The following is a 25,941-nucleotide window of genomic DNA, read 5'->3' on the forward strand; positions in this document are numbered from 1 at the left end:
GTTTGATGAGTGGTGTTTTTTCTAAATTAAATTAATGCCTGGGCGTTTTTGGAAACAACTAAAATTGATCTGCTAAAAAGGAGCTTGCTAAGATGAACATTGGGATCGATAAGATGGGGTTCTATACACCCCATTTGGTGTTAGATATGACGGATTTAGCTCACGCGCGCGGGGATGATCCTGATAAGTATCATATCGGCATTGGTCAATCAGAAATGGCTGTTGTGCCTCCAACGCAGGATGTAGTCACCATGGCGGCCAATGCAGCGGATCAAATTATCGAAGACTCAGACAAACAGGCAATTGATCTTATTTTATTTGCGACTGAATCTGGTGTGGATAACTCTAAGTCTGGTGCCGTTTATGTTCAACGTTTGCTTGGACTGACGGAACATACACGAGCCATTGAGGTCAAACAGGCTTGTTATTCTGCCACGGCGGCTTTGCAATTAGCCAAAGACTATATTGCCGCACATCCGCAACGTAAAGCGTTAGTGTTAGCTAGTGACGTCGCTCGTTATGGCTTACACACACCTGGAGAAATCACTCAAGGTGCGGGCGCAGTCGCCATGGTTGTCAGCGCGAACCCACAAATATTAGCAATCAGTGACCAAAGTACGTACTTGACGCAAGATGTGATGGACTTTTGGCGGCCGGTTTACGCAACGGAGGCACGTGTGGACGGACATTTTTCCGCCAACATTTACGTTGACTTTTTTACAGATGTTTGGACTCGATTCAAAAAGACATATGGTGCCGATGTAGCAGATTTTGACGCAATGTTGTTTCATTTGCCGTTTTCTAAGATGGGCTTAAAAGCGTTGCGAACTGTATTGCCGACGGATGACACGGTGGCATCTCGGTTGACTGATAACTTTGAATCTGCCAGATTGTGGAACCGACATGTTGGTAATCTCTACACGGGCTCATTATATTTAAGTTTGTTGTCATTATTAGCAAACGGTACATTAGCGGCTAATGCACAGCTGGGATTGTTTAGTTATGGCTCAGGCGCGGAAGGTGAGTTTTACACGGCATCGGTTCAGCCGAACTATCGGAATGGGTTTGATCAGGTCAAAATTGAATCATTACTCAATGCTCGTCAACGGGTATCGGTAGCCGAGTATGAACAGCTCTTTAATGATCAATTGCCGACTGATGGAAGTACGAAAAAATTAGACATTACGGCTGATCCGGCACATTTTGTGCTTGCCGGCATTGATAGTGAACAGCGTCAGTACCAAGCGCACTAGTTGACGAGAAATTCCGTCAATAGTAAGTCGTCACTTAGACTGGTGTCACTGCGTTAAACGCAATGGATACACCTATACGATTTTATGAACGATAAAGTCTAAAGCTCTCGTGAATTCGAGGGCTTTTTGTTTACAAATAAAAAAAGACCACCCGTGGGCAGTCATAATAGTTCATTATTTAGGACGAAAGGCAGTAGCTAGTCCATAAGGTGATTATTGTGCGAAATTAGTCGTTGCTTTTCCATTTGTGGCGCTGAATAAAACTTTTCCAGATTGATCTGGGCTGACTAATGTCAGTGTGTAATCGTCTTTAAGCGCCTTACTAATGTTTGTAGAAGAAGTGGTCAAATTCTTAACCAATGTTGGCCAATGAGCCTGATCAGCCTCGGAAGGTTGTTTTTCGAGTGCTTCCAGCGCTTTGACTGTGTTTTCGTTCTCCGGTGTGATTGTGTAAGTTTTTTTGGCACGATCAAAGGTGACTTTGCCAAGTGTTGAAAAAGCGGAGTTAAGTTGTGTCGTCATTTGATCTTCGGCGGAAGATTTAGCGGCGCTTTTTTGTTTAGCCGTTTGGCCATTGATGACACCGCCAGTCGGGTTAAAGGTAGATGCTGCCTTGGTCAATGATGATTGAGCAGCCGCTGATGTTTGAGAAGAGTGTCGACTAGCGTTTTGGGTGGAAGATTGGCTAGCCGTTGTTTGGCTTTGATGGTGCCAGAAAGGCAGTTTAACAATTCCAAATCCCGTGATCAAAGTGAAAATCACGACAAGTGCTGTCGCAAACTTCCATGTACCGTAATTTTGTATCGAATTGAGTAAATAAAAAATGGCTAGAATTAATGCAATTCCACCGAAAATGGCTAAGAAAATCATGAAGATAACCCCTTTTTTCTCTGTCGTGATGACTTCTATTCTACCATTGCGACTGATGAAAGAAAAAGCGATATTGATTATCCATAATAAAATTCGTATGATAATCATAAATAAAATTATTGCATTCGAAGAAAACGTGCGTTACACTATCCATAATCGAAACACGGAGAAGAAGTGAATGATTTCAAGGAGGACCTATTATGACAGCAACTCTAGGCCAAGGCAGTATAGTTCGATGTTCAAAATGCGACGATTTACAAAAGCCCTTTTTGGGTAAGGTACTTGAACACTTAACACATCATGTTATTGTACAAATTATTAATTTTGACCCGATCGATCGCTACATGGTAGATGTATTAGACGGGCAGGTGACTTTAAGAACGGACCAAGTACGTCCGTTAAGGATGATCAAAATTAATCCGCGATCCGAGAGAACGTCGCGTGGATAAAAAATCATTGTTCACATTTTTGACGATAAGTAGCAAATTAATAAAGATTTGAACAGATATAAAGTTCCATTTGTGAACATAATCGAATTTTAATTGTATGATTGTTCATTTTTGTCGTATAATTAGTGCATCAATTCGAGGAGGAATTATCCTGTGAAATCTATTTATTTAGCCAGCCCTTTTTTTGACGATGACCAAATTGATCGTGTCAAACGTGTAGAACAGGCTCTAGCGGACAATAAAACCGTTGGTGACGTGTTTAGTCCACGAAAGTCCCAATTCCCTGAATTAACGTTCGGCAGTCCAGAATGGCAGTCGACAGCATACAAGCACGACTTGGATCATCTAAACGATGCTGATATTGTTGTTGCTGTTAGTGACTTTACAGAAGATTCCGTTGACAGCGGGACAGCCTTTGAAATTGGTTATGCCGTGGCCAAAGGTAAGACGGTAGTATTAGTTCACGAAAAAGCGGGCCTGGTTAATTTGATGTTAGCTCAAGGCGCAAAAACATATGTTGAGCATGCTGAAGAATTGACGGCGCTTAACTTTGATCAATTGCCAGAACAACGTTACGTTGGTGAAGTTCAGTAAAAGTGTCTGTCCAGGAAGCACTTGCTGTGGTAATGGTGATTATTTTTATTAAGGTACAGCAAACAGTGAAAATAGGTCGACTTGTACAGATTTAGTCAGTGAACAAATTGTTGCATGTCATGTGCGATGAGAAGCGACCTATGTAAGAGGTCAGACAAAAAAAGCTGAGGTTTAACCACAAATGAGTGGTTAAACGGTAGATTGCAAATTTAATCCGAATTTTTGGACAAATTTGTCAGCATAACCTGATACGGTGTTTGCCAGTCGAGTATTTTAAGCGGTCGCTGGTTAATTTGGAGTAACGTCGTCGTTAAATCTTGAGCACTAATGTGTTCAAAACGAGTCCCTTTAGGATAAAAATAACGTAAATTCCGATTAAAGCGTTCATTACTACCACGTTCAGCTGGCGTATAAGCATGGCAGTAATAGGTCTTAATACCATATTGTGATTCAAGTGATACTAGCCCACTAAACTCAGTGCCACGGTCCACAGTAAAGCTGTGCACCGGACCATTAAAAGTGGTTAGGAACTTAGTTAGTGCTTCATTAACAGTCACTGTCGTCCGATCTTTTAACCGGTATGCCCAAAGGAACCGTGATTTTCGATCGATTAAAGTTAATAAAACTGCCTTACTATGCCCACGAGGACCAACGACTGTATCTAGTTCAAAATCGCCGATGCGATTACGTTGATTAATCATCATGGGACGCTGTTCAATTGATCGCCCCAAAGATTGATTATATTTGGATCGTTGGTCAACGTTACGCCGTTGGCGTACGCCATGTTCAGGTAGATCATTCAAGGAGAAATCAATTCTCTCCTGATTTAGCCAATTATAAATAGATTTAGTCGCTAGTTTAAATTCGTGAGCAATCATTCCTGGTGACCAGCTTAGACGTAAATGGTTGAGAATTTTTTGCTTTAACTCATCGCTCAGCTTAGTTTTCCGACCACATCGTGATCGCTTGTATTCGGCATCTGTTTGTGCTAATTCAGCCTGATAAGGTTGACATCGAGATAATTCATAAGAAATTGTTGACGGTGATCGGTTCAGCCGAACGCCCATTTGGATATTGGACAGCCCTAGTTCACAAAAGGTTTCGATTTTAATTCGTTCGGAATAGGTTATACTAGACAAAAGATCAGCTCCTAAAAGATGGGTTTGTGGTAAACACCATTTTAAAGGAAGCTGATCTTTTTTGTCCGAACAGCGTTCGGATTAATTTTACAATCTACCAAACCTCAGCTTTTTACTGCCGTAATTTTGGAATTAATAAACTGAATCACGATAGAGGCCAACAACTTTACCTAAAATTGTGACATTGTTCAAAATAATAGGAGCCATGTTATCGTTCTCAGGTTGGAGCCGATAGTGATCAGACTCTTTAAAGAAACGTTTGCAGGTTGCTTCATTCTCATCGGTCATTGCAATAACAATATCCCCATTGTCGGCGTTTTGTTGACGTCGAACAATGACACGATCGCCGGTGAGAATCCCCATGTTAATCATACTGTCACCACGAATGGTAAGCATAAAGAGGTCGCCATCATATTCGGTTAGCTCTGGTGGAACCGGGAAATAGTCGGTAGCATCTTGGACTGCTAAGATTGGTTCACCAGCAGCAACGACACCTAAGACCGGAATTTCGTTTGGTGTCGTTGACACGCCAAGTGTTTGCAAACCAGCGTCCGTTAGTTCAATGGCACGTGGTTTAGTGGGATCCTTAACCAGCAATCCTTTTTTTTGTAAACGATCAATATGTCCATGAACTGTAGAAGTAGAGGATAAATCAACTGCTTCGCCAATTTCACGAACGGTCGGCGGATAACCTTTTTCATTAACACGTTCATAGATAAAGCGGAGTACCGCAATTTGTTTGCTTTCGGAACTTCTTGACATGTTCGTCAACACCTCGTCTTATTTTTGCGTAGCCGCGAACAAATGTGAAAACGTGTTCGTGGTGGGTCCGGTTGGCGGAGCTACGCGATTTCGATAGTTAAAACTTAGCACATTTTTTGCTCTCGGTCAAACAAATGTTCGCTTTACTGCAAATCTTTTCCACTTTTTGACTTCTTCTTGTATAATGGTCAGTCGAAGCCTTGGATAAATGATAAGGAGGGGCAGAATCAATGGAATCAGAAAAATTACGTGCCCGGATTAATGAACTTGCTCATAAACAAAAGACAACGGGACTGACCGATGAAGAGAAAGTTGAACAAAAGAAACTTCGCGAGGCCTTTTTAGCCAACTTTAGGAAGGCGTTCCGGTCACAAGTTGAAATGATGCAAGTATTCGACAAAGACGGTAAAGAAGTTACGCCAGAAAAAGTGAAGGATGTCCAACGCAAAAAAGGTTTGCGAGACGATTAATTTGCTTTTTTTGGCATTAAAGGGTTTTCAAGCGCGTTGATGTTGTGTAGTATTACTTAATGTAATTCATCTATGGAAGGAGGTTATTTCGATGTCAACAGGGTTGTGGATTTTAATCGTTATTTTAGCGGCAGTCGCCGGTGTTGTTGGTGGCTTCTTCTTTGCGCGCCGCTACATGCAAAACTACCTTAAGAATAATCCTCCGATTACTGAAGAAATGCTACGGACGATGATGCTGCAAATGGGGCAAAAGCCTTCTGAAAAGAAGTTGAAGCAAATGCTGTCAACCATGCAGAGTCAAGCACGAAAGAGCTAATTCTGATTAATGTAATTGATTAAACGGGCTGGATTACTCCTGCCCGTTTTTTATATTCTTTTTTAAATTGTGCGTTATTGGAAAGTTGGTGACCTTGGTGTCGATTTTTAGAAAACTTGCTTGGTACTTTAAGGCTGAGCGACGAACATATTTTTGGGGTGTGATTGGTTTATTGCTAACCGCCTTACTGGGCATCATTCCGCCAAGAATTATTGGTATGCTGGTTGATTTAATGGATAAGCGTACGCTGACTGCTGGAAAACTTGGTCTAGCACTTGGTGTCATGACTGTTACGGCCTTGCTAGCATACGCAGCCCGTTTTTTGTGGCGGACGGCTATTTGGGGAGGTGCAGCTAACCTCGAAAGAACACTACGAGAGCGGTTATACTGGCATTTTATGCAAATGGATACCGCTTTTTACCAACGGTATCGAACTGGCGATTTGATGGCCCATGCGACCAATGATCTATCGGCCGTCCAACGAGTCGCCGGTGGCGGGATCCTTCAGTTTGCCGATTCCATTATCACTGGTGGTACAACATTGGTTGCCATGATGATCATGGTTAACTGGCGGCTCACTATTTTAGCTGTCCTGCCATTGCCATTGATTGCAATTGTGGCTCGGTATGTAGGAACAAAAATTCACGTAGCCTTTGGTGAATCGCAGGCAGCTTTTTCTCGTTTAAACAACAAGGCCCAAGAGAGTATTGAAGGCATTAAGGTTATTAAAACATTAGGTCAAGAAAAACAGGATGAAGCAGATTTTGAGGGGCAAGTTCAGGACACCATCAAAATCAACCGATACACCAATTTCTTGGACGCGATGTTTGATCCGTTGATTACGGTGATTATTGGTTTGTCTTACGTGGCGACAATTGTCTTAGGCGGTCGATATGTAACCAGTGGGGTGATCTCACTCGGACAATTGGTGACGTTCATTGCTTATGTTGGTATGCTGGTTTGGCCAATGTTTGCGATTGGTCAATTATTCAACACTATGGAACGTGGGAACGCTTCCTACGACCGGGTTAACTTTTTATTGCACGAAAAGTCTAGCATTGTTGAAAAAACGGATGGGATTAAACAGCCAGCAACAGGCACCATTAATTTTGATATCAAGGCATTTAACTATCCTGATGAGAAGCAATCACGGTTGACAAACATTGATTTTTCTTTGCCTACGGGTCACACATTGGGCATCGTTGGCCGTGTTGGAGCCGGCAAGTCGTCCATTATTAAGTTGCTTCTACGTCAGTTTGACGATTATCAAGGCACGATTAAAATGGGTGGTCATGATATTCGTGATTACACGCTGGATGCTTATATTCGTTCTATTGGTTACGTGCCACAGGATAGTTTTTTGTTTTCAGCGTCTGTGAAAGGCAACATTGCTTTTGCAAACCCTGATTTGAGTGATCAAGCCATTGAAGATGCTGCTTACACGGCTGCGTTTGATACCGAGGTCAGTAACATGCCGGACGGCTATCAAACGGAAGTGGGCGAAGAAGGGGTCTCACTGTCTGGTGGTCAGAAACAGCGGTTAGCTATTGCCAGAGCGTTAGTGATCGATCCTGAGGTATTGATTTTGGATGATGCGTTGTCGGCGGTTGATGCCAAAACGGAGGCTCAAATTCTTGAACGTTTAGGCAGTAACCGAGCAGGTAAGACAACGATTATTGCCGCACATCGTTTAAGTTCAGTTGTTAATGCTGATGAAATTTTAGTGATGACGGATGGGCATATTAGCGAACGAGGCACCCATGCCGAACTGATGGCCCAAAATGGTTGGTACAAACGGATGTACGACCAGCAGCAATTGTCAGATTCGATTGGAGGTGGCAACGACTAATGGCACAAAATAATCATGAGTCGGTCTGGGCTCGAAGTATGTCGCTGAAAGAACAGACAACTGTTATTAAGCGTTTATTACCTTATGCGGCACCCTATAAATGGGACTTCATCTGGGCAATTGTCTTTGCCTTTTTGGTTAGTTTAATTAATGTATTGTTGCCAAAGTTGATGTCGACGTATATGGATCAGTATTTAAGGGTGCATAATTCAGGATTGCGCGTTGTCCTCTTCTTTGCCGGATTTTATTTTCTTGGGACGATTATCAAAGCAATTTTCCAGTTTGGTCAGGAATTCTTGTACGCCATGGGTGGCGAACGAATGCTTGAAAATGTGCGTGTTAAGATGTTCCGTAAGCTCCACACACTTGGAATGCGCTACTTTGACCAAGTACCGGCCGGATCAATATTATCGCGGCTAACAAATGATACAATGTCATTTCAAACATTCTGGGCACTGTTTGCTGCCGCTATTGTGGCGTTGTTCTCAGTAATTACATCGTTTTACGCCATGTACCGAACAAACGTTAAAGTTTCGCTAGTTGTCCTCGCTTTCTTACCGATATTAATTTTTGCGATTTGGTATTATCAGCATTTTAGTAGTCGGGTTTACCGGTCTATGCGCGAACGACTAAGCGAACTGAACGCTAAACTAGCAGAGTCTATTAACGGAATTGCGGTGATTCAGGAATTTCGCCAGGAGCACCGAATGAATAGTGAATTTGAACAAACTAATCAAGCCTATTTTGATACAAGACGGGCAATGATTCGTACCAATTCACTGTTGCTTGGTCCAATTATTGATTTACTGTTTGCTCTGGGCGAAGTTGCTGTGCTATGGATGTTTGGTATCGATGCATTTCATCACTTTGTTCTTGCAGGTACAATTTACGCGTTTGTTCAATACCTTAGTAATTTTTACAATCCGATGGCGAACATGATGGATTCGCTCTCCGACTTTCAAGACGGTATTGTTGCCGGTTCACGGGTTTTACGAGTGATGGATGATCAAACACTCGCGCCACAACAACATCCGGTTGAGGGTGCTAAAATTACCCGAGGAAAAATCGAGTTTAAACACGTTAACTTTAGTTATGATGGTGAACATGATGTGTTACACGACGTTTCCTTCGCCGTTGAGCCAGGGCAGACGGTTGCGTTGGTTGGTCACACTGGTTCCGGTAAATCTTCAACGATAAATGTTTTGATGCGGTTTTATGAATTTGGTTCGGGCCAAGTTTTGATAGATGATCGTGACATTCGCGATTACAGTATGACTGAATTGCGTCAACGATTTGGGCTCGTTCTTCAGGATTCGTTTATGTTTTACGGCGACATCGCCTCAAACATCCGCATGTTTGATGACAATATCAGTGATCAACAAGTTGAAGATGCCGCACGTTTTGTGTCGGCAGATCGTTTTATTGACCAATTGCCTGATAAATATCATGCTCGTGTCATTGAACGTGGCGCCAGCTATTCTGGTGGTCAGCGACAATTGTTGTCGTTTGCACGCACGGTAGCACATAATCCAAAGGTGCTTATCTTGGATGAGGCAACGGCCGACATCGATACAGAAACTGAAGCACTCATTCAAGATGGTCTTCAAAAACTGCAAAGTGGACGGACCACGATTGCAATTGCGCACCGGCTGTCAACGATTAGAAATGCTGATCAGATTTTGGTACTGGATCAAGGTCGAATTGTTGAGCGAGGCACGCATGATGATTTGCTGGCTAAGCGCGGGCGTTACTACGACATGTATCGGTTGCAAACAGCAGTTGATGCAGATCAACGTGAGGCACTTCTTAATAGTGAAGAAGATGATTCCAGTGCTTAAGTGAAGGAATGACTGAGACTACGCGTTGGATAGGCAAAAATAAAGGTGTACTGACGATTCCAAAGCTGGAGTCGTCAGTACACCTTTTTAATGACAATGATTATGCTGTGTTTGGTTAATTATGATTTACGGTTGTTGTGGACTTCTGGTTTAGTTAACTCTGCCAAATGTTCAGCTTCGACTTTTTCTTTGGTTTTCTCTGCGGCTTGTTTTTGTTGATATTCTTCATAGAGCTTTTGATTTGGATCCACATAGTGGAAGGACGGATCAATTTCTTTATCCAAAGCATCAAAGGCGGCTTGCATTTGTTGATCAATTTGTTGTTGACCGGCATCATCTGTTTTGAATTTGCGGTCGATATAAATCGGTTCACCGAAACTGATTTTGACACGTTTGCGACTGAATAATCCCATAAATGTCAATGGCCCTTGATAAACAGTAGGAACCAAGGGAACACCAGCAAGCTTAGCGATGACTGTGGCGCCACCTTTTATTTCACTGGAATGACGAGTGCCAGAAGGAAAGATGATGGTCGACAGTTCACCTTGTTTTAGAATCTTGACAGGGGTCTTGATGGCTGAAGGGCCTGGGTGATCCCGGTCTACCGGATAGGCATTGGCATGGTTGAGCACAAAACGGATGATTGGATTTTTGAAGAGTTCCTTTTTGGTCATGAACGAGAATTTTCGAGGTGATGCGGCTAGAGCGTAATAAATTGGATCAAACCAAGTTCGGTGCGGCCCCACAAGAATGTAGGTTCCTTCTGGCAAACGGTCTTTATGTGTGATTTTTGGTCGCCCGTTGACGATTAATAGGATAATGCGGGCGACAACACGAATAAATGAATAGAACAAGGCGGTGCCTCCGAGTCTTAAATGTTTTTAAAAATAGATAATCTAAAAAGCTGATAATTTATTGTGATTGACGTTTCCCGAATGTCGAAACATTGGCCTTAGTTTAAAAAATAAGTTGAAATTCGTCAACCCTGTTGATCACTGACATAAACAAAGCTGGTCGCCATGGTATTTGGAAATCTACTTGCATTTGCTAGGCTAGACCATAATAATTCTGATAAGAGTATGACGAAGATGACCTTAGAATGCAAGGTTGAAACAGTCTGTGAAAGAAGTGAACACATTAATGGAACCGAACTTACTGCCAGATGAACGAATTGACCAGTTATATGGTGCCGATATTAAAATTATTCAAAGTAAAACCGTTTTTTCATTTTCACTAGATGCGGTTCTATTAGCTGATTTTGCCAATCCCGACAGAACCAGGCGAGGATTAACCGTCGATTTATGTGCGGGCAACGGGGCGGTCGGTTTGTTTTTCAGTCCTAAAACAAAAGGGCCAATAAAAATGGTTGAGATTCAACCACGTCTAGCCGATATGGCTCGGCGCTCAGTTAGTCTTAATGGTTTGACTACACGGGCGGAAGTTCTGACAATGGATCTTAAAGATGTGACGACGGTTATTCGTCCTGATTCGGCTGCAATTGTGACCTGTAATCCACCTTATTTCGTTGATGCACCAACATCTCAAAAAAATCCCAATGAACATTACGCCATTGCAAGGCATGAGCTGACGACAACGTTAGCAGATGTGATTAACGCGGCCTCAGGATTGCTGAAAATGACCGGTCACGCGTATTTTGTGTTCCGACCAGATCGTTTTTTGGAAATGATGACGTTGTTACAGGCGGCTCGTTTGGCACCCAAACGGTTGCAGTTTGTGTACCCAAAACCAGGGCGCGAAGCCAATATGTTCCTAGTGGATGCTATCAAAGACGGCAAAACAAATGGTTTAAAAGTATTACCACCGTTGACTGTTGCAGACAACGAAGGTAACTATGTTGGTCATGTGCGTGAATTGCTTTACGGAAACGAGGCGCAATAATAGTGTCAAAGCCTTATTATTTTTATGTGCTACTTTGTGCCGACAACACGCTGTACGGTGGCTTTACAGACGATGTTGGCCGACGCTTTGCAACTCATCAGGCTGGCAAGGGAGCCAAGTACACACGACCAGCATTTCGTCATCCGTTAAAAATGATTTATGCACAGGCGTTTGAAGATAAATCTAGCGCGCTAAAGGCTGAGTATGCATTTAAACATCAACCGCGAGCCAAAAAAATTGCTTTCCTTCAGGATCATCATGCCAACCCATTTGAAAATAATGATTAGTAATTAGCGAGGTTGTCCAGTTGTGTCATTAAAAGGTGGTGATTGTGTGCCATTCTTTCAGCGAAGATGGGGCTAGTTTTGTGCTAAGCTAAATTGGTATTCAAAAATTGAAATAGTTGTCAATTTTACTTGGAGGAATAAACGTTATGAAAATTCTAGCTTATGGCGTACGGGATGACGAAAGGCCTTACTTTAAAACTTGGCAGGCAGCACATCCAGAAGTAACTGTTTCGTTGACACCGGCTATTTTAGATGAACATTCCGTTGATGAGGCCGCTGGTTGTGATGGGATTAGCATTTTACAAACGGATCCAGTAGGGCCATCGATATTTGAACGACTGGTCAAAGAAAATGTGCGAGCAGTGTCGTCGCGAATCGTGGGCACGGACGCTATGGCGCTCGATACTGCAAAAAAATTAGGAATTAAGGTGACTAATGTGCCTGCCTATTCTCCAGCGGCAATTGCGGAATTCACGGTTAGCCAGTTATTGCAGTTGTTGCGCAACACGCGTCGTTTTGAAGCTAAAATTCACGCTCAGGATTTCCGCTGGGCACCAGATGTCTCACAGGAATTGAATCAGCAAACGGTCGGTGTGATCGGCACTGGCAGAATTGGGCGTGCGGCAATTAAAATATACCGTGGCTTTGGCGCGAAAGTCGTTGCTTACGATGTTTACCATAATGCCGAATTGGAAAAAGAGGGCGTCTATGTTGACTCATTGGCCGAGTTATATCAGGCCAGCACCGTGATTACATTACATGCGCCAGCAACCAAAGATGATTTTCATATGCTGGATCAGGATGCTTTTGCCCAGATGAATGACGGTGTTTGGATCGTTAACGCAGGACGTGGCACGTTGATTGACAGTCAGGCGCTGATTACAGCGTTGGATAGTGGTAAGGTCGCAGGCGCCGCCTTAGATACTTATGAAAAGGAACTGCCCATTTTTAACCACGATTTAAGAAATCAACAAATTGATGATCCAACCTTCAACAATTTGTTTGCTCGCGAGAACGTTTTAATGACGCCTCACATTGCTTTTTATACAAATGTGGCCGTAAAAAACATGGTGACCGTTTCTCTCGATCACAACTTGAGTTTGATTCAAACAGGTGTCTCTGAAGATCAGGTGATTTAATGCTTGTCACAGCACTTGGCGTTTGGTATACTAATTGTCGGTTCAAAACCAATTCACACCTAGCGTGATGCGCAAATCGGTGCTCAGGGATGAGTGATCTGTGCAAATGAGCGTTGGGGAGGAAAAACATTATATTTTGGAGGATTTAACACATGGCTGTTATTTCTATGAAGCAATTGCTTGAAGCTGGTGTCCACTTCGGTCACCAAACACGTCGTTGGAACCCAAAGATGAAGCGTTACATTTTTACTGAACGTAACGGTATTTACATCATTGACTTGCAAAAGACGGTTAAGATGGCTGACGTTGCCTACAACTTTGTTAAGGATGAAGCTGCTAAGGGTTCAAACATTTTATTTGTTGGAACTAAGAAGCAAGCTCAAGACTCAATCGAAGAAGAAGCCACTCGTGCCGGTATGTACTACGTTAACCACCGTTGGCTTGGTGGTACGTTGACTAACTGGAACACCATTCAAACACGGATCAAGCGTTTGAAGGACTTAAAGAAGATGGACGAAGACGGTACTTTTGATCGTCTGCCAAAGAAGGAAGTTGCTTTGTTGACTAAGCAACGTGAAAAGCTTGAAAAGTTCCTTGGCGGTATCGAAGATATGCCTGGTATTCCTGATGTTATGTTCATCGTTGACCCTCGTAAGGAACAAATCGCTGTTCAAGAAGCACACAAATTGAACATTCCGATTGTTGCCATGGTTGACACGAACACTGACCCAGACGACATTGACTACATCATTCCTTCAAACGATGATGCTATCCGTGCCATCCGTTTGATCTCTTCGAAGATGGCTGATGCTGTTATCGAAGGCCGCCAAGGTGAAGACCAAGGCGCTGACGATCAACAACAAGCCGCTGCAAAGGGCGATTCGATGGAAGACATCGTTGATGCTGTTGAAGGCGACAACAAGCAAAAAAACAACTAAGCGATAAAACCTTAGGCTGTCTATCAGTTGAGACCGTTGTGGCCTGAGATTGATAGGCAGTCTTTTTCTCAAATTACTAAGTTTATTAAAAATTATGAGGAGGCCATACTAAGATGGCAGTTACAGCAGCTCAAGTTAAAGCATTACGTGAAAAAACCGGTGTTGGTATCATGGACGCTAAGAAGGCATTAGTTGCCACTGATGGTGATGAAGCCAAGGCTTTAGACTTCCTACGTGAAAAGGGTATCGCCAAGGCAGAAAAGAAGAGTGACCGCATTGCTGCTGAAGGGTTAACCGAAGTTGCTATTCATGGCAACAAGGCAGCAATTGTTGAATTAAACTCAGAAACAGACTTTGTTGCTTCAAACGACACGTTCAAAGATCTGTTACAAACAGTTAGTGACCAAATTGCTTTGGAAGAACCTGCTACTGTTGAAGAAGCTTTGAAGTTGAAAGCTAATGACAGCGAAACGTTAAGCGATGCAATCATCTCTGCTACACAAGTAACAGGTGAAAAGATTAGTTTGCGCCGGTTCCAGGTCGTTGATAAGACTGATGACCAAGTATTTGGTTCATACCTACACATGGGTGGTTCAATTGCTTCTTTGGTTGTTCTTGAAGGTGGCGACGCCGAAACAGCTAAGGATGTTGCGATGCACGTCGCTGCAATCAACCCAGAATATGTTGACCGGACTGATGTACCGGCTGACCGTTTGAACCATGAAAAGGATGTTCTTTCTAAAGAAGACGATCTTGCTGGCAAGCCAGACAACATCAAAGAAAAAATGATCGATGGTCGTTTGAACAAGTGGTTGGCTGAAATTTCATTGAATGATCAACCATTCGTTAAGGACGGCGATCAAACTGTTGACCAGTACGTTTCCTCGAAGAACGCCAAGGTTGTTTCATTCGTTCGTTACCAAGTCGGTGAAGGCATGGAAAAGAAGAGCGATGACTTCGTTGACGAAGTTATGGGTCAAATCAAGTAATTAAACCAGGGCGTACGTTATGTGCGCCTTTTTTGTAGAATGAGACGCCCACATGGGATCTGACAAGGAGGATGTTGGTCTAATGGCTGATGTAAAATACAAACGTGTAATGTTAAAGTTGAGCGGTGAAGCACTGGCCGGTGAACAAGGATTCGGAATCTATCCGCCAAAGATTAAAACCGTTGCTGAAGAACTAAGAGAGGTTTATGCCCTTGGTGTGCAGATTGCAATTGTTGTCGGTGGCGGTAACATTTGGCGAGGTGAAGCAGGATCTGAAATGGGCATGGAACGCGCCCAAGCTGATTACGTCGGTATGCTGGCAACTATTATGAACGCCTTGGCTTTACAAGACAGTTTGGAAAGCTTAGATGTACCAACACGTGTCCAGACTTCTATTGAAATGCGCCAGATTGCAGAACCTTACATTCGTCGGAAGGCGGTTCGTCATTTAGAAAAGGATCGGGTCGTGATTTTTGCCGGTGGAACTGGTTCACCATACTTTTCAACAGATACGACCGCTGCTTTACGAGCAGCTGAAATCAATGCAGATGCTATTCTCATGGCTAAAAATGGCACGGACGGTATTTATTCGGCCGATCCGAATGTAGATCCTGATGCAGTCAAGTACGATTCTTTGACTCACTTGGATATTATCAACAAGGGTCTTCATGTTATGGATACAACAGCAACGTCGTTGTCAATGGATAATAATATTCCACTGGTCGTCTTTAACTTCAACGAACCTGGCAATGTTTTGAAGGTTGTTAAGGGTGAAAATATTGGGACAACTGTTAGGGGGAAATAAAATGGCTGTTAATGAACCGATTTTAAAAGATGCACAAGAACGGATGAGTAAGGCTGGTGATGCGCTGTCACGTGAGCTTGGCAATATTCGTGCAGGCCGTGCAAACGCAGGCTTACTCGCTGATATTAAGGCGGATTATTATGGCGCGCCAACACCGATTAATCAAATGGCTTCCATCACGATTCCGGAAGCGCGTGTCTTATTAATAACACCATTTGATAAAAGTAGTTTGGATGCTATTGAACACGCAATTTTGACTTCTGATTTGGGAATTAATCCAGCTAACGATGGTAACGCTATCCGGCTGGTTATTCCGCAATTGACTGAAGAAAGCCGGAAAGACTTGGTTAAACAAGTTCATGGTAAGGCTGAAGAAGCTAAAGTTGCCGTTCGTAATGTTCGTCGAGATGCAATGGATTCATTAAAAAAAGGTCACAAAAATGGTGACTTTACAGATGATCAGTTGCACGATCTTGAAGAACAAGCTCAAAAAATTACGGATGCTGGCATTAAGAATGTTGAAAATATCGCCAGTGACAAAGAGAAAGAATTAATGACTATCTAGTTACGGCTCTGGATATTTTTTGTCATATAAGCGATTGTGATTGGAAATTTGTTTTTCCAGTCACAGTCGTTTTTTTATTTAAGGTGACAATTTACTAATGAGTGCTGACTGTGGCCAGTTTTACCAGTTACGTTAAAGTGATACAATGCCGAGGTAGATATTTAAGACAATGATTATTGTTTGGCGACCATACATAATGGTTGTCTGTCCCATCAACCGGGCACGTTTCGTCATTTTTTAGAAGGTCACTGCGTTTATTTCGCTGTGTTTTAATGTAATGACTGGGTGTTTTTGTTAAACTAGAAAGACGTAGAATTGAAAGGTGGACGTTGTTTTGTTTGGACGAAAAAAGACTGTGGCACCTGAAACTTCGCCAAGTGATCTCGATGAGACACGCATTCCTAAGCACGTTGCCATCATCATGGATGGTAACGGACGATGGGCTCAGAAGCGACATTTACCACGTGTGGCAGGCCACAAGGAAGGCATGAATGCTGTTAAAAAGGTGACCATTGCGGCTAGTCATTTAGGTATTAAGGTGCTAACACTGTATGCTTTTTCAACAGAAAATTGGAAACGTTCAGAGAATGAAGTTAACTATCTTATGCAACTGCCAGTCGATTTTTTTGACACTTTTGTACCCGACTTGGTTAAAGAAAATGTGCGGGTTAATGTTATGGGATATACGGATCAGCTTCCGAAAAAAACCCAAACAGCTGTTAACAATGCGATTGCGGATACCGCGCACTGTACCGGCATGATTTTAAATTTTGCACTTAACTATGGCGGACAAGCGGAAATCGTGACGGCTATCCAAAAAATTGCGCAAAGAGTTGCTGACGGGGACCAACAGGTTGCGGACATTACTACGGAAACCGTTGATCAGGCTTTAATGACGGCTCCACTTGCACCATACAATAACCCTGATTTGCTAATTCGAACTAGTGGAGAAGAACGAATTTCGAATTTTTTGCTTTGGCAAATTGCTTATAGCGAATTGGTATTTACAGAAGGGTATTGGCCTGATTTTGACGACACAGAATTGCGTCGCTGTATTGGGCAATTTCAACAACGTGACCGTCGCTTCGGTGGCGTCAAACAACAAAAAAATAAATAAGAGTTTGTGACGGGCTAAGGCTTGTCCAGAAGTGAGGAGTTTCATATGCGTACTCGTGTCATTACCGCCGTTGTGGCGTTATTGATTTTTATTCCAGTGATTGTCTATGGTGGTTGGCTAATTCAATTGGCAGCTATTGTCCTTGGCGCTGTGGCGTTAGGCGAAGTGCTAGTCATGAAAAAGAAGTTGGTCGTGTCTGCGGAAGCGATTATTAGTTTTCTGGGGTTACTTGTGCTACTGGCCCCACAGAGCTGGTTGGCATTTTTGCCTGCTAACCTCAATCGCGAATTTTTATTCTTTATTTTCGTGATGCTGTTGCTGTTACATACTGTATTCACGCGCAACCATTTTTCGTTTGATGACGCTGGTGTGTTGACACTTGCAATGTTGTACATTGGCATGGGCTTTTACTACTTTGTTGCTGCTAGAAATACTGGTCTGTCCACACTGTTTTACATTTTGTTTGTTATCTGGACGACAGATTCGGGTGCTTATATGATTGGGCGTAAATTAGGTCGGCACAAATTGGCTCCCCAAATATCGCCCAACAAAACATGGGAAGGTTCCATTGGTGGCACGATTGTGGCCGTCATTGTCGGTAGCGTTTGGGTTGCCTTTTTCCCACAACACTTTAGTTTGCCGATAATGGTCGGTCTGACACTGATTTACAGTGTTTGTGGTCAACTGGGTGATTTAGTTGAATCATCTCTTAAACGTTTTTATGGTGTGAAGGATTCTGGCAAAATCTTACCAGGTCATGGTGGTATTTTGGATCGCTTTGACAGTTTGTTGTTTGTGTTACCTATTCTACATTTGACGGGATTGATTTAGGCACAAGTATTTGATTCAGAAAAATAGATGTTCAAACTTCTGGCTGTTCTTTTTTTTAGAAATAGTAGTCAGGTCAAGTGAAAGGATCCTATGTGAATGGTAAAAACAATTGTTGCCTTTATTATTGTTTTTGGAATTTTAGTGGTCGTACATGAGTTTGGCCACTTTTATTTTGCCAAACGGTCAGGTATTCTTGTGCGTGAATTTTCAATTGGAATGGGGCCCAAAATTTTTTGGACACGCAAAAATGGCACATTGTATACCATCCGAATTTTGCCCTTAGGGGGTTACGTTCGAATGGCCGGTGCCGCCGAAGATGAGGATGATCAACTTCAACCGGGAACGCCAATCAGCATCATGATGGGCGATTCCGGTAAAGTTACCAGAATTAATGCTAGTGATCAAACGACACTATTTAATGGCATTCCTGTCATTGTGACAGAGTCTGATTTAGTGGATCAACTTGTCATTAAAGGTTATGAAAATGGTGACGAAAGCGTCGTTAAAACGTATGCAGTGGAGCATGATGCGACCATCATTGAAAAAGATAGCACAGAGGTGTTGATTGCACCGCGTGACGTCCAATTTCAGTCTGCTACGTTGTGGCATCGTATTTTAACTAACTTTGCGGGGCCACTGAATAATTTTATTCTGGCGTGGTTGGTCTTTGCCATTATGGGATTCGCCATGGGCGGTGTTGCTAGTAATAGCAATGCGATTTCAGGGGTGTTAGCAAACACGCCGGCTCAATCGGCTGGCCTAAAATCGGGTGACCGAATCGTTAGCGTTAACGATAAAGACACTAATAACTGGACGGCTGTAACAAGCGCTATTACTAGTGATACCCACGGTGACATCACACTTGGGATTAAGCGTGGTCAAAAGACAGTTAAGCATGTCAAAATAACGCCGCAGGTAAAAACTGTTTCTGGCAGTAAAACGCGGACTGTCGGCATTAAACGTGGAATCGATACCGGCTTTTTTGCCAAGTTATTTGGTGGGTTCTGGAACACGACTGTGCTGTTATTTGCGGCGCTCGGTCATTTGTTCACGCATTTCAGTCTCAACGACCTTGGCGGACCAGTGGCGATTTATGCGAATACGGCCACAGCTACACAGGCTGGTTGGAGTGGCATTCTCTACTGGCTCGGTTTCTTATCGTTAAATTTGGGAATCGTCAACTTGTTGCCAATTCCCGCGCTCGACGGTGGTAAACTGGTTTTAAACGTCATTGAAGCAATTCGACGTAAACCATTGTCACAACAAACTGAAGGTGTCGTCACAATCATCGGATTTGGTTTTGTTTTGTTCTTGATGATTCTAGTCACATGGAATGACATCATGCGCTATTTTGTTCACTAAAACGACTGACAATGGTCGTTAACTTTTGGAAGATTGAGGAGAATTAATCGATGAAACAAAGTAAAATGCTAATTCCGACGTTGAAAGAAACGCCGAGTGATGCGGAGGCCTTGAGCCATCAAATGATGTTACGGGCGGGGTATATTCGACCAGTTGTTGCTGGTGTTTATGCTTACCTGCCACTGGCTTTCCAAGTGTTAACAAACGTGGAAACAATCGTTCGTGAAGAAATGGCTAAGATTGATGCCGTTGAAATGCTAGCGCCAGCGTTACTGCCAGCGGATCTTTGGAAGCAGTCGGGCCGTTATGACACGTACGGTCAGACGATGTATAAGTTGAAGGATCGTCATGAACGTGATTTGATCCTTGGCCCAACCCATGAAGAAACCTTTACAAGCTTTATTCGAGATGAAGTTAAGTCGTACAAGCGGCTACCACTGGTTATGTACCAAATTCAACAAAAGTATCGTGATGAGGATCGTCCTCGTTATGGACTGCTGCGGGGTCGTGAATTCCTGATGTTGGATGTTTATTCATTCCATAGCGATGCTGAAAGCTTGGACCGTGTTTTCAAACAGATGGAAGTTGCCTTTCGAAATGTCTTTAACCGTTGCGGTCTGAACTACCGTGAAATTCTGGCGGATTCTGGTGCGATGGGTGGTAAGGAGTCGCGCGAGTTTAATGCCATTGCGCCAGTTGGTGAAGATACGATTGCTTATTCCGACAGTAGTGATTACGCTGCTAACTTGGAAACGGCAACAAGTCTTTATGTGCCGAAGAAGTCACATGAAGAGCCTCGCGAGTTAGAAAAAATCGCCACTCCTGGCGAAAAAACTATCGATGCGATTGCTAAACGTCTTGATATCGACACAACTAAGACATTGAAAACCATGTTGTACATGGCTGATGGCGAGCCATTGGTTGCCTTGATTCGTGGTGATCATGGAGTTAATGACACTAAGCTAAAAAATGTTGCCGATGCAACTGACTTAGAGATGGCAACTACGGAACAAGCTGAGCAGTACTTAGGTGCAGATTTTGGCTCCCTAGGTCCCGTTGGTGTCAGTGAAGACATTAAAATTATTGCTGACCAGGATGTTGCTGATCTTATGAACATGCCGGTTGGTGCCAATGAAAATGGTTTCCACTATCTGAATGCAAACTTGAACCGCGATTTCCGTGTTGATCAGTTTGCAGACATTCGCTTGGTTCAGGAAGGCGATGTTTCTCCTGATGGCGAAGGCGTCTTGAAGTTTAACCGTGGTATTGAAATTGGTCACGTGTTTAAATTAGGGACTCGTTATTCTGAGTCACTTGGTGCTCAGGTTCTTGATGAAAACGGTCGTCAAAAAGATGTGATCATGGGTTCCTACGGGATTGGTGTGAGTCGGTTACTGTCTGCAATTGCTGAACAGACGGCTGATGAAAACGGTCTTGCATGGCCTAAAGCCATTGCGCCATTTGACATTCACTTAATTCCCGTTAACATCAAAAATGATGAACAACGTGAATTGACTGATGAACTTGAAACCTCTCTAACCGATGCCGGTTACAAGGTATTGGTTGATGATCGAACTGAACGTGCCGGTGTTAAATTTGCCGATTCCGATTTAATCGGTTTGCCATTGCGAGTTACTGTTGGGAAAAAGGCCGCGGACGGTATTGTAGAAATCAAACTGCGTAAGACTGGTGAAACGGTTGAAGTCCGCAAAGAAGAGTTAACTGAAACTGTGGCTATTCTTTTCAAGGGCATTGACTAACGCTATTCTTTTGAAATTAAAACGTTACTGATAACAAGTCGAACCTTTAGGGTATTTCCCATCAGGGTTCGACTTGTGTGCACTGTACTGAAAAACGATTATTTTATAATTGGCTACTTAAGAACATTCATGTGGGGAGGCCGCATTTCGTGGCGTTAAATCAACACGAGCTTTTTATTAAATTACTAGACCAACTAAATCTCGAGTCCCAGGCGAACGACGCAGCATTTGCGAACGCGCAGATTACAGATATGGTTGTTCATGAGCAGAGTCGGACTTGGAGTTTTGGCTTTCACTTTGACCACATTCTGCCGTTTGAAACGTTTATGAACTTTTCACAACGGCTTACCCAAGCGTTTGATGAGATTGCGACGGTAAACTTTCATATCGCCTCAAGTGACACACAGGCTGAAATTGAAACGATTGCACGGTACTGGACGTGGGCAGTTAGTCACAGCGGATTGAATGAGCAGTTTGCACGACAATTGTGTGAAGGAACTGCGCCAACTATGGACGGCGACCGAGTAATTATTACGGCGCCCAATCAAGTTGTTTCAGATTTTCTTAGCGGTGATACATTGACTGCTTTGGTCGCAACGTATCAGCGCTTAGGTTTTCCAGAATTGTCGTTTGCAACGACAGTTGATGAAGCTGCCTCAGCACAACAACTTGCTGATTTTCAAGCAGCTAAGGAAAAACGAGATGAAGAAATGGTCACCAAGGCGGCCGCTGTCATTGCCAAAAACAAGGCTGAACATTCTTCTGCGCCAACGGTAAACGGCCCGGTTAGTATGGGTCGAAAAATTAAAGATGATGAACCAATTCGCCGAATGGATGAAATTACCGAAGAAGAACGTAGTGTGACCGTTGAAGGGTACGTGTTCGCAAAAGAGATTAGAGTGCTTCGGTCGGGTCGGCAATTATTGACAATAAAGATCACTGATTATACCTCTTCTTTCATTGTGAAGAAGTTTTCACGGAATGAAGATGACGAAGCTAATTTTGCGGCCATTCCTGAAAAGGCGTGGGTTAAAGTTCGCGGTTCTGTTCAGGAAGATAACTTCTCACGAGACTTAGCCATTATCGCCAACGATTTGCAGGTGGTTTCTCATACCGAACGAGAAGACACTGCGCCTGAAGATGGTAAACGGGTAGAGTTGCACCTCCATACTCAGATGAGCACGATGGATGCTACGAATAACATTGCTGATTTTGTCAGTCGAGCCGCAAAATGGGGACACAAGGCGATTGCAATCACTGATCACGCGGGTGTTCAAGGCTTCCCGGCAGCTTTTAAGGCCGCTGAAAAGGCAGGCATTAAGATGCTGTATGGCGTTGAGGTTAACCTGGTTGATGATGGTGAGCCAATTGGAATCAATGACGCACATGAGGTGCTAAAAGGTCACGAATACGTGGTGTTTGACGTTGAAACGACTGGCCTTTCAGCCATTTACGATAAAGTTATCGAGCTTTCTGCCGTTAAAATGCAGGATGGTAACGTCATTGATCAGTTCGAGGAATTCATTGACCCCGGTTTTCACTTGTCAGATACGACCACTAACTTAACGAGTATTACGGATGATATGGTGGCAGGGTCTAAGACTGAAGAAGAAGTCTTTAAAATGTTCCGCGATTGGTATGGCGACGATATTTTGGTCGGGCATAACGTGACATTTGATGTCGGTTTTATGAACACTGGTTATGTGCGTCATGATATGCCAGAAATCGATAATCCGATTATTGATACCTTAACGCTGGCACGGTTTTTATATCCGACGTTAAAGGGTTACCGTCTGAATACACTAGCCAAAAAATTCAATGTTTCATTGGAACATCATCACCGTGCCATCTTTGATGCTGAGTCAACGGGTCATTTAGCCATGATTTTCTTGAAAGATGCAGAAGAACGCTATGGCATTGTTTATCATGATCAGTTGAATGAACACATGAGTGACAATGACGCGTACAAACATGCGCGACCGTTTCACGCAACTGTGATTGCAAAAACACAGGCTGGCCTGAAGAACTTATTTAAACTTGTTTCGCTGTCGAATGTGAAATATTTCTACCGGGTACCCCGTGTCCCGCGGAGTGAACTAAATCGTTTACGCGAAGGGCTTATCGTTGGCTCAGCGTGTTCCTCTGGTGAAGTATTTGAAGCGGCCATGCAAAAGGGGAAAGCCGAAGCACTCAAACGAGCAAAATACTACGATTATTTGGAAGTTCAACCCAAACCGGTTTACAAACCCTTAATCGAGGGTGAGTTAATTCACGACAATGCAAAACTTGAGGCGATCATTAAGTCATTGGTTGAAATCGCTCATGAATTGGATAAACCGATTGCGGCGACAGGGGATGTTCATTACTTGGATCCTCATGATGCCATTTATCGGAAAATCCTCATTAGTTCGCAAGGTGGCGCTAATCCGCTTAATCGTCATTCATTACCAGATGTTCATTTCCGTTCTACTGACGAAATGTTGTCAGAATTTAGTTTCCTAGGGGACGATTTGGCACAGGAATTGGTTGTTACCAATCCGAATAAAATCGTTGATATGGTCGAAGACGTGCACCCACTGAAAGATAAGCTGTACACGCCAAGAATGGCCGGTGCGGAGGATGAAATCCGTGAACGGACAATGGACACGGCTCATGAACTATACGGTGACCCATTACCAGATATCGTGCAAAAACGTGTTGACCGTGAACTAAAGTCGATTATTGGAAACGGGTTCTCTGTTATTTATCTGATTGCACAACGGTTAGTGCATAAATCTAACAAGGACGGGTACTTGGTTGGCTCCCGTGGGTCGGTTGGCTCATCCGTTGTAGCAACGTTTGCCGGTATTACGGAAGTCAATCCACTGGCACCTCATTATCTGTGTCCCAACCCAGAATGTAAGTACAGCGAGTTCTTTACGCATGGTGAATACAGTTCTGGTTATGATTTACCAGACAAGAACTGTCCTAAATGTGGAACGCTGCTTAAGAAAAATGGACAGAACATTCCGTTTGAAACATTCCTTGGATTTAAAGGAAACAAGGTTCCAGATATTGATTTGAACTTCTCCGGAGACTATCAACCCATTGCGCATAACTATACTAAAGTTATGTTCGGTGAGGACAATGTATATCGCGCGGGGACGATTGGAACGGTTGCCGATAAGACCGCTTATGGTTACGTTAAGGCTTATGAACGTGATCACGACGTTACTTTCCGCCAAGCTGAAATTGACCGTTTGTCCAGTGGCGCCACGGGTGTCAAACGAACGACGGGGCAACATCCGGCTGGGATTATCATCGTGCCGGATTACATGGATATTTACGATTTCACACCTATTCAATACCCTGCCGATGATCAAGATGCTGCTTGGCAGACAACTCACTTCGATTTCCATTCGATTCATGACAATATTTTGAAAATGGATATTCTGGGACATGATGATCCCACGATGATCCGGACATTACAAGATTTGTCAGGTATCGACCCAAAAACAATTCCCACAGACGATCCTGGTGTGATGGGGCTGTTCTCTGGCACAGAGGTGCTAGGCGTTACAGAAGAACAAATCTTCAGTAAAACAGGAACACTGGGCATTCCTGAATTCGGAACCCGGTTTGTTCGAGGGATGCTTGAAGAAACGCATCCGAAAAACTATTCTGAATTGCTACAAATTTCAGGCCTGTCACATGGGACTGACGTTTGGCTGGGTAATGCGGAAGAATTGATTAAAGATGGCACGGCGACAATTGCTAACGTGATTGGTTGTCGTGATAACATCATGACCGACTTGATCAACTACGGGTTGGATTCAGAAATGTCATTCCAGATTATGGAATCTGTGCGTCATGGTCGCGGGATTCCTGATGAATGGCAAGCAGCTATGCGGGAGTCGAATGTGCCACAGTGGTACATTGATTCCTGTCTAAAAATCAAGTACATGTTCCCAAGGGCGCATGCCTCTGCCTATATTTTGATGGCGTTGCGAGTGGCTTACTTTAAGGTTTACTTCCCGATGTTGTATTACGCTGCTTACTTTTCTGTTCGTGCTGATGATTTTGATCTAGTTGCCATGTCGCGTGGTAAAAATGCGGTTAAGGCATCGATGAAAACTATTATGGACAAAGGCAACGATGCATCGACTAAGGAAAAGAGCTTGTTAACGGTGCTTGAATTGGCTAACGAAATGATGGAGCGTGGCTTTAAGTTCAAGATGATCGATGTTGAACGTTCGGATGCGCAGAGCTGGTTGATTGACGGAGACTCATTGATTGCTCCGTTCAATGCAGTTCCCGGTTTGGGCGATAACGTTGCTAAACAGATTGTGGCGGCTCGTGAAGAAAAGCCATTCCTGTCCAAAGAAGATCTAAGCAAACGTGGTAAAGTTTCTGCTACGATTATTGATTTTCTGACTGAGAACCATGTGTTAGATGATTTGCCAGACGAAAATCAGCTGAGCCTATTTTAATGTCTGAACGGACCAGTCAGTGTTTCATCTGTCAAAATTCGAACTGAGTGTGGCCGTGACAATTCCTTACTTAGAGCAAATGAGGCTGATGTCATCTTGTTTCTAAAATTTTGAAAAACTTCAACTTCATGATCAATCCAAATATGCCCTATTCCTGAATTTGAGGAATAGGGCATATTTTACGACTAGCCATGTTCAACGCGAACGCATATCGGATCTTGTTTCGTTCTTTTGATGTTC

Annotated in this window: 22 protein-coding genes; 18 read left to right on the forward strand and 4 right to left on the reverse strand. The window is 43.2% G+C overall.

The window, feature by feature from the left end; all coding sequences use genetic code 11:
- Window positions 1-92: 92 nt before the first annotated feature.
- On the forward strand, window positions 93-1,253 hold the full coding sequence (locus ABUE36_RS06905) for a hydroxymethylglutaryl-CoA synthase (protein WP_161001201.1): 1,161 nt from the start codon (window positions 93-95) through the stop codon (window positions 1,251-1,253).
- 213 nt (window positions 1,254-1,466) lie between these two features.
- Here the strand turns inward: ABUE36_RS06905 and ABUE36_RS06910 are convergent, their stop codons facing one another.
- Window positions 1,467-2,123: a hypothetical protein gene (locus ABUE36_RS06910; protein ID WP_161001202.1), complete on the reverse strand. Its 657-nt coding sequence runs from the start codon at window positions 2,121-2,123 to the stop codon at window positions 1,467-1,469.
- Window positions 2,124-2,725: 602 nt separating this feature from the next.
- On the opposite strand from ABUE36_RS06910, the gene ABUE36_RS06915 reads away from it, so the two are divergent.
- Window positions 2,726-3,166: a nucleoside 2-deoxyribosyltransferase gene (locus tag ABUE36_RS06915; protein ID WP_161001203.1), complete on the forward strand. Its 441-nt coding sequence runs from the start codon at window positions 2,726-2,728 to the stop codon at window positions 3,164-3,166.
- Window positions 3,167-3,375: 209 nt separating this feature from the next.
- Here the strand turns inward: ABUE36_RS06915 and ABUE36_RS06920 are convergent, their stop codons facing one another.
- The gene (locus ABUE36_RS06920) at window positions 3,376-4,305 is read right to left on the reverse strand and encodes an IS30-like element ISLpl1 family transposase (protein WP_421016461.1); all 930 of its coding nucleotides are present in this window, start codon (window positions 4,303-4,305) and stop codon (window positions 3,376-3,378) included.
- A 132-nt stretch (window positions 4,306-4,437) separates the two neighbouring features.
- On the reverse strand, window positions 4,438-5,067 hold the full coding sequence (lexA, locus tag ABUE36_RS06925; RefSeq protein WP_017262000.1) for a transcriptional repressor LexA: 630 nt from the start codon (window positions 5,065-5,067) through the stop codon (window positions 4,438-4,440).
- 230 nt (window positions 5,068-5,297) lie between these two features.
- Here lexA and ABUE36_RS06930 point away from each other — a divergent pair, with 230 nt between their 5' ends.
- The 4 genes from ABUE36_RS06930 (at window position 5,298) to ABUE36_RS06945 (ending at window position 9,540) form a co-directional block, all read left to right on the forward strand.
- Complete coding sequence (locus ABUE36_RS06930; RefSeq protein WP_161001204.1) at window positions 5,298-5,537, forward strand: DUF896 domain-containing protein; 240 nt, start codon at window positions 5,298-5,300, stop codon at window positions 5,535-5,537.
- Window positions 5,538-5,628: 91 nt separating this feature from the next.
- The gene (locus tag ABUE36_RS06935; RefSeq protein WP_017261998.1) at window positions 5,629-5,853 is read left to right on the forward strand and encodes a YneF family protein; all 225 of its coding nucleotides are present in this window, start codon (window positions 5,629-5,631) and stop codon (window positions 5,851-5,853) included.
- A gap of 97 nt (window positions 5,854-5,950) precedes the next feature.
- Window positions 5,951-7,702, forward strand: a complete 1,752-nt coding sequence (locus tag ABUE36_RS06940; protein ID WP_421016462.1) for an ABC transporter ATP-binding protein — start codon at window positions 5,951-5,953, stop codon at window positions 7,700-7,702.
- The gene (locus ABUE36_RS06945) at window positions 7,702-9,540 is read left to right on the forward strand and encodes an ABC transporter ATP-binding protein (protein ID WP_421016463.1); all 1,839 of its coding nucleotides are present in this window, start codon (window positions 7,702-7,704) and stop codon (window positions 9,538-9,540) included. The genes ABUE36_RS06940 and ABUE36_RS06945 overlap by 1 nt, the downstream gene beginning before the upstream one ends.
- A 119-nt stretch (window positions 9,541-9,659) precedes the next feature.
- On the opposite strand, the gene ABUE36_RS06950 is transcribed toward ABUE36_RS06945, so the two are convergent.
- A complete protein-coding gene (locus ABUE36_RS06950) occupies window positions 9,660-10,394 on the reverse strand; it encodes a lysophospholipid acyltransferase family protein (RefSeq protein ID WP_421016464.1) in 735 nt (244 codons plus the stop codon).
- A 286-nt stretch (window positions 10,395-10,680) separates the two neighbouring features.
- On the opposite strand from ABUE36_RS06950, the gene ABUE36_RS06955 reads away from it, so the two are divergent.
- The 12 genes from ABUE36_RS06955 (at window position 10,681) to ABUE36_RS07010 (ending at window position 25,701) form a co-directional block, all read left to right on the forward strand.
- Window positions 10,681-11,439: a tRNA1(Val) (adenine(37)-N6)-methyltransferase gene (locus ABUE36_RS06955; RefSeq protein WP_161001519.1), complete on the forward strand. Its 759-nt coding sequence runs from the start codon at window positions 10,681-10,683 to the stop codon at window positions 11,437-11,439.
- A gap of 2 nt (window positions 11,440-11,441) precedes the next feature.
- Entirely contained in the window at window positions 11,442-11,726 is a 285-nt protein-coding gene (locus ABUE36_RS06960) for a GIY-YIG nuclease family protein (protein WP_161001208.1), read from the forward strand.
- 146 nt (window positions 11,727-11,872) lie between these two features.
- Entirely contained in the window at window positions 11,873-12,865 is a 993-nt protein-coding gene (locus tag ABUE36_RS06965) for a D-2-hydroxyacid dehydrogenase (RefSeq protein WP_421016465.1), read from the forward strand.
- Between the two features lie 152 nt (window positions 12,866-13,017).
- Window positions 13,018-13,803 (forward strand): 30S ribosomal protein S2, encoded by a 786-nt coding sequence (gene rpsB, locus ABUE36_RS06970; protein ID WP_017261991.1) that lies wholly within the window; start codon window positions 13,018-13,020, stop codon window positions 13,801-13,803.
- 113 nt (window positions 13,804-13,916) lie between these two features.
- Window positions 13,917-14,792, forward strand: coding sequence for a translation elongation factor Ts (tsf, locus tag ABUE36_RS06975; protein ID WP_421016466.1), 876 nt, complete (start codon window positions 13,917-13,919; stop codon window positions 14,790-14,792).
- An 82-nt stretch (window positions 14,793-14,874) separates the two neighbouring features.
- On the forward strand, window positions 14,875-15,597 hold the full coding sequence (pyrH, locus tag ABUE36_RS06980; RefSeq protein ID WP_017261989.1) for a UMP kinase: 723 nt from the start codon (window positions 14,875-14,877) through the stop codon (window positions 15,595-15,597).
- A gap of 1 nt (window position 15,598) precedes the next feature.
- Entirely contained in the window at window positions 15,599-16,162 is a 564-nt protein-coding gene (frr, locus tag ABUE36_RS06985) for a ribosome recycling factor (RefSeq protein WP_017261988.1), read from the forward strand.
- A gap of 334 nt (window positions 16,163-16,496) precedes the next feature.
- Window positions 16,497-17,279 carry an isoprenyl transferase gene (locus ABUE36_RS06990; protein WP_161001211.1) on the forward strand — a complete coding sequence of 261 codons (783 nt, stop codon included), beginning with the start codon at window positions 16,497-16,499 and terminating at the stop codon, window positions 17,277-17,279.
- Between the two features lie 45 nt (window positions 17,280-17,324).
- Window positions 17,325-18,110 (forward strand): phosphatidate cytidylyltransferase, encoded by a 786-nt coding sequence (locus tag ABUE36_RS06995; protein ID WP_161001212.1) that lies wholly within the window; start codon window positions 17,325-17,327, stop codon window positions 18,108-18,110.
- Window positions 18,111-18,206: 96 nt separating this feature from the next.
- The gene (gene rseP / locus ABUE36_RS07000; RefSeq protein WP_161001213.1) at window positions 18,207-19,472 is read left to right on the forward strand and encodes an RIP metalloprotease RseP; all 1,266 of its coding nucleotides are present in this window, start codon (window positions 18,207-18,209) and stop codon (window positions 19,470-19,472) included.
- Between the two features lie 50 nt (window positions 19,473-19,522).
- On the forward strand, window positions 19,523-21,232 hold the full coding sequence (locus ABUE36_RS07005; RefSeq protein WP_421016467.1) for a proline--tRNA ligase: 1,710 nt from the start codon (window positions 19,523-19,525) through the stop codon (window positions 21,230-21,232).
- Window positions 21,233-21,381: 149 nt separating this feature from the next.
- Complete coding sequence (locus ABUE36_RS07010; protein WP_421016468.1) at window positions 21,382-25,701, forward strand: PolC-type DNA polymerase III; 4,320 nt, start codon at window positions 21,382-21,384, stop codon at window positions 25,699-25,701.
- Window positions 25,702-25,941 lie beyond the last annotated feature (240 nt).

The sequence above is a fragment of the Furfurilactobacillus cerevisiae genome (genome assembly GCF_048961765.1).
In the GTDB taxonomy this organism is placed as follows: Bacteria; Bacillota; Bacilli; order Lactobacillales; family Lactobacillaceae; genus Furfurilactobacillus; species Furfurilactobacillus milii_A.